At 56.5% G+C, this 14,168-nt stretch carries 14 protein-coding genes; 5 read left to right on the forward strand and 9 right to left on the reverse strand.

Annotated elements, in window-relative coordinates:
* Positions 1-6: 6 nt before the first annotated feature.
* Entirely contained in the window at positions 7-1,968 is a 1,962-nt protein-coding gene (locus MWU55_RS11085; RefSeq protein ID WP_246936236.1) for a HAMP domain-containing sensor histidine kinase, read from the reverse strand.
* A gap of 71 nt (positions 1,969-2,039) precedes the next feature.
* On the opposite strand from MWU55_RS11085, the gene MWU55_RS11090 reads away from it, so the two are divergent.
* The 4 genes from MWU55_RS11090 (at position 2,040) to MWU55_RS11105 (ending at position 4,448) form a co-directional block, all read left to right on the forward strand.
* On the forward strand, positions 2,040-2,183 hold the full coding sequence (locus MWU55_RS11090) for a hypothetical protein (protein WP_246936237.1): 144 nt from the start codon (positions 2,040-2,042) through the stop codon (positions 2,181-2,183).
* A 62-nt stretch (positions 2,184-2,245) separates the two neighbouring features.
* Positions 2,246-2,947, forward strand: coding sequence for an ABC transporter permease (locus MWU55_RS11095; protein ID WP_246936238.1), 702 nt, complete (start codon positions 2,246-2,248; stop codon positions 2,945-2,947).
* Positions 2,944-3,657 (forward strand): ATP-binding cassette domain-containing protein, encoded by a 714-nt coding sequence (locus MWU55_RS11100; RefSeq protein WP_246936239.1) that lies wholly within the window; start codon positions 2,944-2,946, stop codon positions 3,655-3,657. The genes MWU55_RS11095 and MWU55_RS11100 overlap by 4 nt, the downstream gene beginning before the upstream one ends.
* Positions 3,654-4,448: a substrate-binding domain-containing protein gene (locus MWU55_RS11105; RefSeq protein ID WP_246936240.1), complete on the forward strand. Its 795-nt coding sequence runs from the start codon at positions 3,654-3,656 to the stop codon at positions 4,446-4,448. Before MWU55_RS11100 ends, MWU55_RS11105 begins: the two co-directional genes overlap by 4 nt.
* Positions 4,449-4,467: 19 nt before the next feature.
* Here MWU55_RS11105 and MWU55_RS11110 read toward each other — a convergent pair whose 3' ends face one another.
* A complete protein-coding gene (locus MWU55_RS11110; RefSeq protein ID WP_246936241.1) occupies positions 4,468-7,884 on the reverse strand; it encodes an indolepyruvate ferredoxin oxidoreductase family protein in 3,417 nt (1,138 codons plus the stop codon).
* 131 nt (positions 7,885-8,015) lie between these two features.
* On the opposite strand from MWU55_RS11110, the gene MWU55_RS11115 reads away from it, so the two are divergent.
* Positions 8,016-8,474 (forward strand): Lrp/AsnC family transcriptional regulator, encoded by a 459-nt coding sequence (locus MWU55_RS11115; protein WP_246936242.1) that lies wholly within the window; start codon positions 8,016-8,018, stop codon positions 8,472-8,474.
* A 2-nt stretch (positions 8,475-8,476) separates the two neighbouring features.
* Here the strand turns inward: MWU55_RS11115 and MWU55_RS11120 are convergent, their stop codons facing one another.
* From MWU55_RS11120 to hisD, 7 genes are read right to left on the reverse strand one after another with little or no spacing between them, the layout of a single operon-like run.
* Positions 8,477-9,598 carry an alpha-hydroxy acid oxidase gene (locus MWU55_RS11120; protein ID WP_246936243.1) on the reverse strand — a complete coding sequence of 374 codons (1,122 nt, stop codon included), beginning with the start codon at positions 9,596-9,598 and terminating at the stop codon, positions 8,477-8,479.
* Positions 9,598-10,152, reverse strand: coding sequence for a sulfopyruvate decarboxylase subunit beta (comE, locus tag MWU55_RS11125; protein ID WP_246936244.1), 555 nt, complete (start codon positions 10,150-10,152; stop codon positions 9,598-9,600). The genes MWU55_RS11120 and comE overlap by 1 nt, the downstream gene beginning before the upstream one ends.
* Positions 10,149-10,655, reverse strand: coding sequence for a sulfopyruvate decarboxylase subunit alpha (comD, locus tag MWU55_RS11130; RefSeq protein WP_246936245.1), 507 nt, complete (start codon positions 10,653-10,655; stop codon positions 10,149-10,151). The genes comE and comD overlap by 4 nt, the downstream gene beginning before the upstream one ends.
* A gap of 27 nt (positions 10,656-10,682) precedes the next feature.
* Positions 10,683-11,093 carry a universal stress protein gene (locus tag MWU55_RS11135; protein WP_246936246.1) on the reverse strand — a complete coding sequence of 137 codons (411 nt, stop codon included), beginning with the start codon at positions 11,091-11,093 and terminating at the stop codon, positions 10,683-10,685.
* A 26-nt stretch (positions 11,094-11,119) separates the two neighbouring features.
* Positions 11,120-12,100: an alcohol dehydrogenase catalytic domain-containing protein gene (locus tag MWU55_RS11140; RefSeq protein ID WP_246936247.1), complete on the reverse strand. Its 981-nt coding sequence runs from the start codon at positions 12,098-12,100 to the stop codon at positions 11,120-11,122.
* Positions 12,097-12,858 carry an SDR family oxidoreductase gene (locus MWU55_RS11145; RefSeq protein WP_246936248.1) on the reverse strand — a complete coding sequence of 254 codons (762 nt, stop codon included), beginning with the start codon at positions 12,856-12,858 and terminating at the stop codon, positions 12,097-12,099. Before MWU55_RS11145 ends, MWU55_RS11140 begins: the two co-directional genes overlap by 4 nt.
* On the reverse strand, positions 12,851-14,158 hold the full coding sequence (gene hisD, locus MWU55_RS11150; protein WP_246936249.1) for a histidinol dehydrogenase: 1,308 nt from the start codon (positions 14,156-14,158) through the stop codon (positions 12,851-12,853). Before hisD ends, MWU55_RS11145 begins: the two co-directional genes overlap by 8 nt.
* Positions 14,159-14,168 lie beyond the last annotated feature (10 nt).

Genomic DNA, 14,168 nt, shown 5'->3' on the forward strand with positions numbered 1-14,168 from the left:
GGACTTCTAACCCGTCTCCTCGCGTTCGACCGCCGGAAGCCAGACTGTAAAAACAGCTCCGCGCTTGGTCCCGTTTTTAACCGATATCGTCCCCCCCGCCTGCCGGATGAGGGTCTGACTAATCGACAAGCCCAGCCCGGTGCCTTCGCCCAGTTTGGTAGTGTGGAACGGGTCAAAAACGCGGTTCAGGTTTTCGGTTTCGATACCGGGACCACTGTCCTCAACTATCAGTTCAACCCCGTCACGCTTGTCACGCTGGGCTTGTCGGATCGTCAGGCGCAACTCTCCGGCTCCATCCATCGCCTGAACCGCATTGATCATCAGGTTTACCACAACTTGCTGCATTTCACCGGCACTAATCGCCACATTCGGCGCCGGCGAGAACTCGGTGGTAACATCAACATCCTTTTGCGGCTGCACATGGGTAATCAAACCCCGGCAATCCTCGACCAGCTGCGATAGCTCTACACCTTCGCCAGAAGCGGAGTAATCAGTGGGACGCGCGAACTGTAAAAGCTTCCCGACAATGCTGTCGATGCGCTGAACCTGTCGGTCGATCAAGCTCAGCTCAGTTTTAATACCTTCTGCATTTGCGCCGAGGGTCTGACGCATCACATCAACATTACCTTGAATCACCGCAACCGGGTTGTTGATCTCATGTGCCACGCCGGCGGTGATTTCGCCGATCGATGCCAGTTTTTCGGACATAACCAGCTGTTGATAGGTTTCTTCAAGCTGATCCTTGGCCGCGCGAAGTTCGACTGTGCGCCGATCCACGCGGTCATTCAGCTCTTCCGCCCAGCTGCGCAATGCCTGATCACGTTCCTGAACCTGATCCAGAAGGGTATCGAGGTGTGTTGCAACCTGACCAATCTCGTCCTTTGAGCCAACATCACCATTTCGCGCGGCCAGATCACCACGCTCAACTCGCTTCATTGTGCGGGTCATTTGTTCCAAAGGTGAAAAGATGCCCCGCGCCATCCACAAGAACAAGGGTGCGGATAAGACCAGTACAGCCGCCATCGCCGCCAACATCGACAGATAAGCTGCCCGTTTGGCGCTGGAAAACGGAGCTTCAAGAAAACCCACGTAAAGCATTCCAACCCGGTTTCCGAAACTGTCTATCAGGGGCAAATAGCCCGAGATATACCAGTCATTCACAACAAACGCGCGGTTCAGCCATGTCTGCCCATCGGTCAGAACAGCGGAACGAACTTCCGCAGAGACGCGGGTACCCAAAGCCCGTACATCTTCGAACAGACGCACATTGGTCGAGACACGCACGTCTTCTAAAAACAAGGTTGCTGTGCCTTGCCGGTCACCATCAGGGGTCGCGGCATTCAAGTAGACCAGCGCGTTGATCGTATCGATGAAGTCGAGGTTGCGGTTCAGAAGGATACCACCGACCAAGACACCACGGTGATTGGGCAAATCGATGGGCGCAGCCGTGTGGACCACCATGCCTCGATCCTCAACCGTGCGATCTGTCGGGACGGCCGCTTTTGTTTCAATCAAGTCAATGCGTGCGCGCTGGGCAAGTTCGGGAAAGACAGCCAGATCTGTTCCCGAAAAAATGTCGATTTGCGAAGATCTCTGACCCTCTAAAGCCGACTGAATAACCGGCCATCGGCGTGCTTGTGACGCATCGCCTTCGGGAAGATAATACAGAAAATCAAGTGCTTGCGACTTTCGCATCTTCTCAAGATACGCCGTGCGGTTGCCATCCGGTTGCGCCAAAACCGCCTCAAAAGCGCGCGAGTCTGCGATTGCCTCAACGCCCGCTCCAGTGCCAGTCAGGATGCGCCCAAGATACTGCTCGGCAATTCTGAGATCACTGTCGACCTTGGAAATCAGAAGTTCGTCATAATCCGTGGTCCAGCGGGCCATAGCCAACAGCATCAACAGCGGAAGCAAGATCCCAAGCGGCGCCAAAGCCAACACCAAAAGCTTCAAACGGACCGAATTCAATTCTGCTTCCTTCTGGCATAGGTGACCGAGTTGAGCCGAGCTTAACAGACCCGATAACCCTGACCAGCCCATTGACAGTATTCAGCAACAAGCTTGGTCGTATTGGTGCGCTTTATGAGAAAGCCGTCAAATTGGACGGTCAAAATGTCCAGTTCGCCGCTTTTGCCCAAGAAATCGGTTTTTCTGTTGCGCATGATATGGTTGATCAGTCTTAAGATGATCGGACAATTTGGCCATACGGGCCGCGGTCCTGCAAAACGCGTTAAGGGATGACGTCTTGGAAATATGGTCCGGGATAACCGAGGCTTTCTGGTTGCTGATCACATTGGATGCGGATCTTGTCGAGATCACGCTGCGATCGCTCTATGTTACACTAACTGCGCTTGTGATTGCGTCGGCGATTGCCCTTCCGCTTGGGGCCCTTTTGGCCGTGCGCCGGTTCCGGGCGCGGCGGGTCACAATTGCTGTTTTGAATGCGTTGATGGGCTTGCCCCCAGTTGTGGTTGGGTTGATCGTCTATGTCATGCTCAGCCGTTCGGGGCCATTTGGTGTGTTAGGGCTACTGTTCACGCCAACCGCCATGATTATCGCACAGGTCATCATCATCGTGCCGCTGATCGCATCGATTGCACATCAAGCCCTGCGCGAGCTTTGGTCCGACTATCACGACCTGCTGATCTCGATGAATACGACGCAAACCCAACGTGTTCAGGCGCTGCTTTGGGACGGGCGACGCGCGTTGCTGACAGCGTCTTTGGCCGGGTTTGGACGCGCGATTGGTGAAGTCGGTGCGATTATGGTCGTGGGCGGCAACATCGATCACCACACTCGCGTATTAACCACCGCCATCGCGCTTGAAACCGGCAAAGGTGAATTTGCGCTGGCCCTTGGGCTGGGCTTCGTTCTGATCGCCATGGCCATCGCGGTAAACCTTGCGATCCACGTGATCAGCCGCACGGAACGAGGAGGCCGCTGGTGAGCAATCTCTTCCCCGTCAAACTTGAAGGCGCATTGGTGCGCCGTGCTGGCAAAGTGCTTATCGGTCCTGTGGATCTTGAGCTTCACGCCAAAGGGGTGGCCATCGTGATTGGTCCTAACGGAGCTGGAAAAACCTCACTTCTGCGAATGATGCATGGCATCGCCCGGCTGGGTGAGGGCCGAATTGATTGGGCTTGCCCCCCCAGTGAAGCCCGCGCACATCAGGCCTTTGTGTTTCAACAACCGATTATGATGCGCCGGTCTGTTTTGGGCAATCTAGCTTATCCTCTTCGCTTGTCGGGGCTATCCCGACCCGAAGCGAACGCCCGTGCGGCAGAAGCTGCCGTGGACGTCGGATTGGGCGAAATGCTTGATCGTCCCGCCCCGTATTTGTCAGGCGGAGAGCGCCAGAAGCTTGCCCTTGCGCGGGCGCTTGTTACCCAGCCGGAACTGCTTTTTCTTGATGAGCCCTGCGCGTCGCTGGACGGGCGCGCCACCCGCGAGATTGAGGAAATCCTAACCCGTGCCGCCGCACGCGGAACCCGTTTGATCATGTCGACCCACGACATGGGGCAGGCGCGGCGTTTGGCGACCGAGGTGTTGTTCCTGTTGAACGGAAACATCCACGAACACAGCCCTGCCGAAGCCTTCTTTGGCGGAGCCTCCACCGCACAAGCCCAAGCCTTCCTGAAAGGAGATATTGTCGAATGAAACGGACCATCCTTGCCGTTGTCACATCAACCTTGCTGGCAGGGTCAGCCCTGGCAGACGAGATGAAGCTTGCTGTCACCACATCGTTCCACAACTCGGGCCTGTCAGACATTCTGCTACCCCAAATCAAACAGGACACAGGGATCGAGGTGCAGCTTTTGGTCGTTGGAACCGGGCAGGCTATCAAACTGGGCGAGGCGGGCGACGTCGATGCGATCCTTGTTCATTCACGCAAAGCCGAAGACAAATTTCTGGCGGGCGGGTTCGGAACCCATCGACGCGAAATCATGTACAATGATTTTGTGTTCATCGGTCCTTCTGATGACGGCGCGAAATTGGGTGACGCCACCAGCGCGAAAGACGCACTAAAGCGGATTGCAGACAGCGCAGCGCCCTTCGTCAGTCGCGGGGATGACAGCGGGACACATAAGAAAGAGCTCAGCTTATGGGCAGCCGCCGAGGTCACGCCAGAAGGGGATTGGTACAACGCCGTCGGGGCAGGCATGGGGGCTGCGCTTAACACAGCAGCTGGTCTGGACGCCTATATCATGGCAGATCGCGCAAGCTGGCTGAACTTTGGCAACAAAGGCGATCTGGCACTGGTCTATGCGGGCGACCCCGTGTTGTTCAATCAATACGCCTTCCTGCCGGTGAACGCGGACAAACACCCGCATGTGAAAACAGAATTGGCCGCCAAGCTTGAAGCTTGGCTTGTCTCTGACACGGCCAAAGCCTTGATCAATGACTACAAAATCAACGGCGAAACTTTGTTTGTGTTCAACGCTGAATAAACCTGCGGGGCAGGGCGTTTCAGCCCTGTCCCATGATATCTGCCACGCGCGACTTGCACGATGTAGTAGCCTCTTCCTTCACTGGGCCAAATCCGCGGACGTTCAGTGGGGCGGAGAGGACTTCGCGAACCAATTCCATGTCGAGATTTCCGGACATGCCGGGCAGTTTAGACAGGACCCCTTCAAACCAAGTGATCATCGCACGCTCATCGCGCCGTTCCTGTGTGTAGCCAAACGGATCAAAGGCCGTGCCGCGCAGGCCTTTCATACCGGACAATAGCCGCATCGCCCCAGTCATCCACGGACCAAAGCTGCGCTTGGCAGGGCGGCCGCGCGCATCTTTCTTCAAAGAAAGCAGCGGGGGCGCCATGTGATAGTTGATGCGGAAACCCGGTTCGAATTCAGCCTCAAGGCGCTCAGCGAAATCAGGTTTGGTGTGCAGCCGGGCGACTTCATATTCGTCTTTAAATGCCATCAGCTTGAACAGGGATTTGGCCGCCAGCGTGCACAGCTCTTCCGCGTTCTCCGACGGCATTGCCGCGCGAAACTGCTCTAAAGTGGTTTTGTATCGGTTCGCATAGCCCGCCGACTGATAAGCGGTCAGAAACTCCGCATGCCTGTCCATTAATGCGGCAAGCGATGTGTCGGCAGAGGCAACAGGTTCACTGGCAATCGCAGACGGGTTTTCAGCCAACAGACGGCCCAAATCAAATGCATGACCGTTCTTTTCGACCGCGACTGAGTTTAGCTGGATCGCCTGTTTCAGGGAAGACAGGCTGACCGGCACCAATCCCTTTTGCCATGCATAGCCCAGCAGTATGACATTTGCGAAAACGCTATCGCCAAGGAACTCTTCAGCCAGTTCATTGGCATCAAAGCTCCAAACCGTGTCATCGCCAACAAGCTTACGGATTGCGGCCTCGCGCTGATCGACCTTCAGCTTAGCATCGCGATGCAGGACAAGATCTCCGGTAGGCATCTCGGCCAAGTTCAAAACGACCCGAGTGCCCGTTCTGTAGTGAACCGACGCGCGTGGGGCAGACGACACCACTACATCGCAGCCGATCACGGCATCTGCGGCGCGCTGATCAATGCGCACTTGATTGATCGCGGCAGGTGAGCGACCAAGCCGAACATAGCTGAGAACGGTGCCGAACTTTTGGGCAAATCCCGTGAAGTCCAGAACGCTCGCGCCTTTGCCTTCAAGGTGGGCCGCCATCGTAATCAACGCACCCACCGTCACAACACCAGTGCCACCAACACCAGTGACGAGCAGGTCAAAGGGTTTTTCCAAACGGTTCAGGGGTGGGGAAGGCAGATCTGCTGTCATGCCGGCCATATCCAGCGCCTTGCCCGCATTCTTGCGCCGCACCGCGCCTTCAACCGTCACGAAGCTTGGGCAGAACCCGTTTAGGCACGAGAAATCTTTGTTGCAGGTGGATAGGTTTACTTTCCGCTTACGACCGAATTCTGTCTCTAACGGTTCGATACTCAGGCAGTTGCTTTCGACCGAGCAATCCCCGCAGCCCTCGCACACATCCGGATTGATAAAGGCAAAGCGTTTGGGATCGTCCATTTTGCCCCGTTTGCGACGGCGGCGTTTTTCCGTGGCGCAGGTCTGTTCGTAGATCAGGACGGTCACGCCGGGAATGTCACGCAGATCTCGCTGCACGGCGTCAAGATCCGTGCGCGGGTGGAAGCTTGTCCCGGCAGGGAAATCAGTACGGTCGAATTTGGTGATGTCGTCAGAAATCAGCGCGATACGCACGATCCCTTCGGCGCGACAGGTCTGTGCGATGCCATGTACGCTGACAGGGCCATCCACGGGTTGCCCGCCGGTCATTGCGACGGCGTCATTGTAGAGAATTTTGTAAGTGATGTTTGTGCCAGCAGCGACGGCTTGCCGGATTGCCAAAGACCCTGAATGATACCACGTTCCCTCGCCAAGGTTTTGGAAGATATGTTTGCCGCCATTGAATTGCGAGGCCACCACTTGCGGCACGCCTTCGCCGCCCATCTGCGCGTAACCAACAGTTTCTCGATCCATCCAGCTTGCCATGACGTGACACCCGATGCCGGATGCCGCCTTGCTGCCTTCGGGCAGTTTGGTCGAGCTGTTATGTGGGCAGCCAGAGCAGAAATAAGGTGTGCGGTTTGCGCCCGGAACGCTGAGCAGAGTCGGTGGCGTGTCGGTCAGTGCCTTGGCCTTTTGAGGAAGGTTTTCATCCGGAAAGAAGTGATCCAACCGTTCTGCCAAAACCGGGACCAGATCCAGGGGGCTAAGCTCGCCTGTCCAAGGCAGAAGCGGATCGCCTGCCGCGCGGTGTTTGCCAACCATTTTGTCCGGCTTGTCGCCTGGCCAGTCATAGAAATACTCTTTAAATTGGCTTTCGATGATGCCGCGCTTTTCTTCGATGACAAGGACCTCTTTCTTGCCACGCACAAAGCCAAGCGCGTCACGCCGCGCCAGCGGCCAGACCATGCCAACCTTGTAAATGTCGATCCCAAGACGTCGGCAGGCGGCCTCGTCCAGTCCAAGAAGGCGCAACGCCTCCATCAGATCCAGATGGCCTTTGCCGGTGGTGACGATCCCAAATTCTGCATCGCCAATGTCATAGATACGCTGATCAATTGGGTTCGCCTCGACAAAGGCTTCAACCGCGCGCAGCTTGTGTTCGATCCGGGTTTCAATCTCGGGGCTGGGAAGGTCAGAGTTGCGGACATGCAGCCCACCCGGCGGAAGGTCCAAGTCAGGCAGGGTGAAATCGCGATCACGCGGAATTTCGACGGACTGACCGGACTCAACGGTTTCAGAAATTGCCTTGAACCCAACCCATGTGCCTGAGTATCGGCTGAGCGCCAAACCGTATTCACCAAAGCTCAGATACTCACCCACACTTGCAGGATTTAGCGTAGGCATGAACCACGTCATAAACGCGACATCGGACTGGTGCGGCATAGAGGAAGAGACGCAGCCGTGGTCGTCACCCGCAACCACCAAAACACCCCCTTTTTCCGAGGAACCATAGGCGTTCCCATGTCTCAGGGCATCTCCCGAGCGATCAACGCCAGGGCCTTTGCCGTACCACATAGAAAACACACCTTCGACGGTGCAATCGGGGTCCAAGACCGCTTGCTGTGCCCCAAGAACTGCCGTCGCGCCCAGGTCTTCATTCACGGCGGGCATGAAGGTAATTTGATTGCGCTCGGTCTCGTCGCGCGCGCGCCAAAGCTCCAGATCCAAACCGCCCAAGGGGGACCCGCGATAGCCTGAAATAAAGCCTGCCGTGTTCAGCCCCGCTTTGCGGTCACGGCGCGCTTGATCCAGCATGATCCGCACCAAAGCCTGTGTTCCGGTCAGAAAGACGCGACCGTCTTCGCGCGCATAACGATCTGACAATTTATAGGAGGAGAAATGGTGAGATTGCTCGGTCATCTTGGGTTCCTTGTTAGATTTACCCAATTTATCGCCGTGAATGCGAATAAGGTGACCAAATAGGGTCGCAATTTCAGAAAAGTCCGGGTAATTATGTCTATAAGATCATGCATTCTGGATAGAATAACCAAATGAAACTGGACGCCCGAGACAGGCAGATTCTGAAGCAGCTTCAGACCGATTGCCGAATTTCCAACGCCGACCTGGCCGACCAAGCCGGACTTTCCCCATCTGCGTGCTGGCGCAAGACACGATCGTTAGAGGAAAGCGGTGTCATTGACGGCTACCGCGCAAGTGTGTCGCCGAAGGCTGTTGGTTTAACGTTTCAAGCTTTGGTTCACGTGCAACTGACGCGACACAACCCGGAGCGATTGCAGGAGTTCATATCCGCGATTGAGGCGCGACCAGAGGTTTTGGAATGCTATGCGACGACCGGGCAAGCGGACTATCATCTGCGAGTGTTGTGCCGGGATATCACAGCCTACAACGCTTTTCTGGAAGACTTTTTGTTTCGCCTGACCGCCGTTGAAAGTGCGCAAACCAATGTGGTTTTGAAAGAGGTCAAACGAAGCTTCGAAGTGCCAGTTTAATATCAGCGACTGTCCGCAGAAAGGGACAGCTCTAGATTCTGTAGTGTTTCCGCCCCGATCTGTGCCATGGCGTTGCTCATCTCGGCGCTCAGGACGTCCCACATGCGGTGCAATCCGGCTTCGCCTCCCGCGGCAATGGCAAACTGAAGAACGCGGCCCACAAATGTGTAATCGGCGCCGAGTGACAGTGCTTTCAGGGAATCCTCTCCGGATCGAATGCCGCTGTCATAGAAAACGGGAACCTCGGGACCAAGTGCCACGCGGATGTCTTTGAGCATTTTTATTGGGGCAGGGGCGCTTTCCAGTTGTCGTGCGCCGTGGCTTGATACCTGAATGGCATCGGCACCAGCGCTGACAAGCTGCTTGGCATCTTCGACATCCAGAACGCCTTTGACCACCAACTTGCCGGGCCAAGCGTCACGAAGACGCGCAAGCGTGTCCCATGTGACATTGGCGCGTGTCGCGGTGCGATCGAACTCGAACCCGTCCATTTCGAAATTCGCCATCTGCGGCTTTCCTGCGAACAGCGTTGGCAGGGACCATTGTGGATGTAGCGCGAAATCGATGAACTGGCGCGGACCCATGCGGAAGGGCATCTTGAACCCGTGGCGCAGCTCGCGGGGGCGACGCCCCACTTCGGGGACATCCACTGTTAGGACCAGTGTGGTATATCCTGCCGCTTTGGCCCGCTCGACCAGCTTGAACGTGTCCACCCCGTCCCCGCTGAAATAAAGCTGAAACCACGCATGGCCGTCGGCTGTTTCAATGATTTTCTCCATCGGGGTCGAGGCGACGGTCGAAACCCCATGGGGCACGCGGTACTTGGCCGCCAGACGTGCCAGCATCAGGTCTGCGCCCGGTCGTGACAGGTTGCACATGCCCATTGGCGCGATGCCGAAAGGCCGTTCTGCAGGTGATCCAAAAACTTCAGTGGCCAAGGACCTTCGGCTCACGTCTTTCAGGATCCGAGGCCGCAGAGTAACGGCATCAAGGGCGGCCCGATTGCGCGCCGCCCCTGTTTCTTGTCCGGCAGAGCCGTCGATATAGTCAAACACCATCCATGGCAGCCTGCGCCGGGCAAGGCGGCGGGCATCTTCCGCACAGTGGATGGCGTTTGCGCCCATCAGCTTGCGACCGCTTTCATAAAGCGATCACGGATGATTACCGGATCCATGGTGATCACCGGCATCTTCGCGTTGCCGCTGTCGCACTTCACGACCATCACGGTGGGTTTGCCAGCGTCGATCGCCTCTTGCAGGGCTTTCCCGGTGTCGACGTCCTGAACCTCGACAACATTGTCGCTGCCAGCAGCGCGTGCCATGCCAGCAAGATCGGTCTTCATGCCGGTATAGGTGGGCTGGTCCCCGGTCGAGCCGTAGGATCCATTGTCGATGATCATCAGGATGTAGTTGTTGGGGGCGTTGTTCCCAATGGTGGGAAGCGTGCCCAGATTGGTCAAAACCGATCCGTCCCCGTCAATCACGATCACCGTTTTGGGCTGTGCCAAAGCAAGGCCAAGACCGATCGAGGACGCAAGTCCCATGGTGCCGAGCATGTAGAAGTTCGACGGCTGATCGTCAATTGCATGCAGTTCCTGGCTGGGAATGCCGATGTTGCAGACAACCAGTTGGTCACGAAGGATGGGCGCGATCTCGCGCAGGATTTCAGAACGGATCATTGGTCGCCATAGCCTCCCCAGAAGTTGGCGTCGGTCAGGATCGCCACGGGCTTGTTGCACATGAAGGTGTATTTCAGAATGTTGTCAAATTCCTCGACATCGCTTTGCTTGTGGAAGTGATAGGTCGGGATGTTGAGCTGAGCTAACAGCGCTTTGGTATGCACCGCCATTTCCACCTGACAGGCCACGGGTTCGCGCAGCTCGCCCCGATAGGAAATCAGCATGGGCAAGGGCATCCGGTAAAACTGGGTCAGCGTTGCCAGAGTGTTGATGGTTACGCCGATGGCGGTGTTTTGCATGATGATGGCGGGGCGTTTGCCACCCATCCAAGCACCTGCGCACAGGCCCATGCCTTCGTCTTCTTTGTTGGAAGGGATATGGAAAATGTCGTCGCGTTGGTCGACCTCTTCGATCACGCCAGCCAGTTGCTTGCAGGGAACCGTGGTGACAAACGAGATGTCATTGGCCACCAGATCGTCTGCGATCTTTTTGTCAATGTTCATGGGTAAGCGTCCTGTTTGATTAGAGTTCTAGCTGTCTCGGTGCACATGTACTGCACAAGGAGCGTGTCGAACCACGCGTGCAGCCGTTGACCCGATCAAGTAATCCGTCAAGCCAGGTTTGTGTGACCCGATTACGATGCAGTCGAAATTGTGGGATACGGCATAGTCGATGATGGCCCGATGCGCTTGACCTCGTGTGATCTCGGCATTTACGTCGTCCAGCCCGGCCACTTTTTCCTGAAGGATCTCATTGGCGCGTTCAAACCCACGGCGCACGGTGTCTTCGCCGATATAGGTGCTGACTGATCCCTTTGGCACTTCATAAACGTGCAAAGCTGTGATCTGCGCATTGGCAGCACAAAGCGCGCGTGCAATTTCCAGCGTGTGCTGGGAAATTCCATGATCAAGGGCCATGGGAACGAGTATCTTTGTATACATGGTTTATTCCTTTCTGGCGTGTCACGTTAAGACCACGGGTCGAGAACGATTTTAGGCGAAGCGACCGCGCCACTGCGCAAGTCGCGAAACGCCTGTGCACCGTCAGACAGCGCGCGTTCTTCAATCCAATCAAGTGGTCCAAGGCGGTTTTCGAAAATGGCTTGCGCCGTATCGCGAAAGTCTTGTGCGGTATAAGTATACGTCCCAATAAATGTGATCTCTTGCAAGGTCATCCGACGGATATCGAGGCCACTTGCATCCTCTCCCAACCCAACATGCGCGATCACGCCGCCGGGATTTGTGATGGCAGAGGCCAGAGCGCGCGTGGCAGCGTATCCAACCGCATCAATAACGATGGCGGCAGGCTGGGTGGTTTTGTCGGTGACGGTCTGACCGCACCGTTCAGCAAGGAACGCGCTGCGTTTGTCGTTGGGTTCTGCAATCGTAACGTCTTCCACGCCCATTGCACGCAGCGCGAGCGCCGCCGCCAGTCCAATCGCGCCGCCGCCAATGACAAGCGCGGTGCGCTCCATCTTTGGATGTATCGCTTCCAGTGCAAGGCGCACGGCATGCCAGCTTACTGCAAGCGGTTCGGCCAATGCTGCTTTGGTTAAAGGAACATGATCTGGGACAGTCACCAGATTGCTGTCCGGCATCGTCACGTATTGTGCAAAAGCCCCTTCGCGCGGCGGCATCGAAATGATCTGGCGGTGGGGACACAAGTTCTCTCGCCCAGCGACACAAGCCGCGCAGGAACCGCAGGTCACAAGCGGGTTTATGGTCACGCGGCGGCCGTCATCCGGGCCTCCTTCAATGATACCCGCAGCTTCATGGCCAAGTATTAGTGGTGCCGGTCGCCTGTCATCATGCCCCAAATAGGCATGCATGTCAGACCCGCAAATGCCCGATGCCATGATGCGGATCAGATGTTCGCTATCACGCGCTTCCGCTTTGGGGACATCTCGATACCCAAGCGTTTCAATGCCGTCGTAAATCAGAGCTTTCATTTCGCTGTGAACCCTCCGTCCACCATCAGAACCTGACCCGTAACATAGGACGATGCGTCCGAGCATAGAAAAAGAAGTGGTCCATCCATATCCTCAAGCCGCCCGTTGCGCCCAATACAGGTCTGGGCAGCGTTGCGGTCAGCACGGTCTTCGTCATCGAAAACAGCCTGTGTCAGTTCAGTCGGGAAGAACCCGGGACCGATCGCGTTGGCCGTGATGCCATGGGGCGACCATGCCTCGGCCATCGCACGGGTCAATTGGCCGATCCCAGCCTTGCTTGCGCCATAGGCAATGCCGCCAGGAAAGGCGCGCGTGGTTTGTAGAGAGGCAAAATTCACGATCCGCCCCCATCCCTTCTTTTTCATAGCGGGCACAAACGCCTGGCTTAGAAAAAACGGGGCCGAGAGGTTCAGAGCCAGTGTTTGATCCCATCCCTCGGGCGTCACGTCGTCGGCGGGTTGGCGCGTGTTCACGCCAGCGGCATGGATCAAAATGTCTGGTGATCCAAACGGCGTTGCGATCGCAGAAGCCAAGGCATCAAGATTATCCCGATCCGCAACATCAGCAACGACATAGGCCGCATCTTCCCCGATCTCAGAGGTCAGGCTTTGAAGCGCATCTTCGCGCCGTGCAACGGTCACGACACGCGCACCCGCCGCCGACAATGCAATCGCCGCCTGCCGCCCAAGGCCAGAACTGGCCCCGGTGATGCAGGCACCTTTGCCGGTTAGGTCAAACAGAGATCGCGGATCAGCCATTTGCGGTCAGGTCGAAGACTTCGTCTGGGAAGTATTTCTCCAAACGGACGTCCGCCGCTCGTGCGTGCCCTTCCATGCCCTCAAGACGTGAAATACGGGCCGTTGCTTCGGCGACCGCTTTCGACCCTTCGCGCGTGGCGCGCTGCCACGTGACGATCTTCATATACTTGTGCACGCTCAGACCGCCCGTATAGCTGGCCGCACCCGAAGTCGGCAGAACGTGGTTGGTGCCAGCCGCTTTGTCGCCATAGGAAACAGTCGTCTCTTCACCTAGGAACAGCGATCCATAGCACCGCAAGCGGTCCAGCCACCAATCCAGATCGTCGGCCTGAACGGTCAAATGCTCGGGCGCATACTCGTCGGACGTGGCCGCCATTTCCTCGCGATCTGCGCACACCATGACCTCTGCATAATCGCGCCACGCCGCTTCGGCGTTCTCACGGTTCAATTCAGGCAGGTCCGCGATCAGTCCCGGCACCTGTGCCAGAACGTCTTCGGCCAATGGGCGATGATCCGTCACCAGCCACACAGGCGAGTTATATCCGTGCTCGGCTTGGCTGACCAAATCGGTGGCCACGATATGAGGATCAGCGTTCTTATCGGCAAGGATCAGGCTATCCGTCGGGCCAGCGATCATGTCGATGCCAACACGGCCATAAAGGGTGCGCTTGGCTTCTGCCACGAATTGGTTGCCGGGGCCGACGATGATGTTGGCTTTAGGTTGGTCGAACAGCCCAAACGCCATTGAGGCAATGCCCTGCACCCCACCGATCGCCATGATCTTGTCCGCGCCACTGGCGTGGGCCGCATAGACAATCGCAGGGTGAATTCCCACCTCGGGCTGAGGAGCAGAACACACCGTAATGTGTTCACACCCAGCGACTTTCGCCGTTGTCACGGTCATCACCGCGCTGGCGATGTGGCGATAACGTCCTGCGGGCACATAACACCCGGCTGCCGTAACGGGGATCGCCTTTTGACCTGCAATCAAGCCCGGATTGATCTCGTATTCCACATCCGCGACGGTTCCCTTTTGCACTTCAGCAAACCGGCGAACATTGTCATGGGCAAAAAGAATGTCATCTTTCAGCTTCTGAGGAACCAAAGCGCAGGCCGCGTCAATCTCGTCTTGGGTCAGCTGAACATTGCCATCGTATTTGTCGAATTTGGTCGCATATTTAAGCGCAGCCTCTTCTCGGCCCGCTTCGATATCCGAAAGAATATCGCTTACGATTTTTGCGGTTTCACCTTCGTCCGAGCGGGACGTGAGGATCGCCTTTTTCAGGTATTCGCGTGTCATATCTTAAGGT

It is taken from the genome of Aliiroseovarius sp. F20344 (assembly GCF_023016155.1).
GTDB lineage: Bacteria > Pseudomonadota > Alphaproteobacteria > Rhodobacterales > Rhodobacteraceae > Aliiroseovarius.

Coding starts and splice junctions, on each gene's coding strand:
- MWU55_RS11135 (WP_246936246.1), bottom strand. CDS start 11,093: ATGTATACAAAGATACTCGTTCCCATGGCCCTTGATCATGGAATTTCC.
- MWU55_RS11105 (WP_246936240.1), top strand. CDS start 3,654: ATGAAACGGACCATCCTTGCCGTTGTCACATCAACCTTGCTGGCAGGG.
- MWU55_RS11145 (WP_246936248.1), bottom strand. CDS start 12,858: ATGGCTGATCCGCGATCTCTGTTTGACCTAACCGGCAAAGGTGCCTGC.
- comD (WP_246936245.1), bottom strand. CDS start 10,655: ATGAACATTGACAAAAAGATCGCAGACGATCTGGTGGCCAATGACATC.
- MWU55_RS11140 (WP_246936247.1), bottom strand. CDS start 12,100: ATGAAAGCTCTGATTTACGACGGCATTGAAACGCTTGGGTATCGAGAT.
- MWU55_RS11115 (WP_246936242.1), top strand. CDS start 8,016: ATGAAACTGGACGCCCGAGACAGGCAGATTCTGAAGCAGCTTCAGACC.
- hisD (WP_246936249.1), bottom strand. CDS start 14,158: ATGACACGCGAATACCTGAAAAAGGCGATCCTCACGTCCCGCTCGGAC.
- MWU55_RS11120 (WP_246936243.1), bottom strand. CDS start 9,598: ATGGGCGCAAACGCCATCCACTGTGCGGAAGATGCCCGCCGCCTTGCC.
- comE (WP_246936244.1), bottom strand. CDS start 10,152: ATGATCCGTTCTGAAATCCTGCGCGAGATCGCGCCCATCCTTCGTGAC.
- MWU55_RS11110 (WP_246936241.1), bottom strand. CDS start 7,884: ATGACCGAGCAATCTCACCATTTCTCCTCCTATAAATTGTCAGATCGT.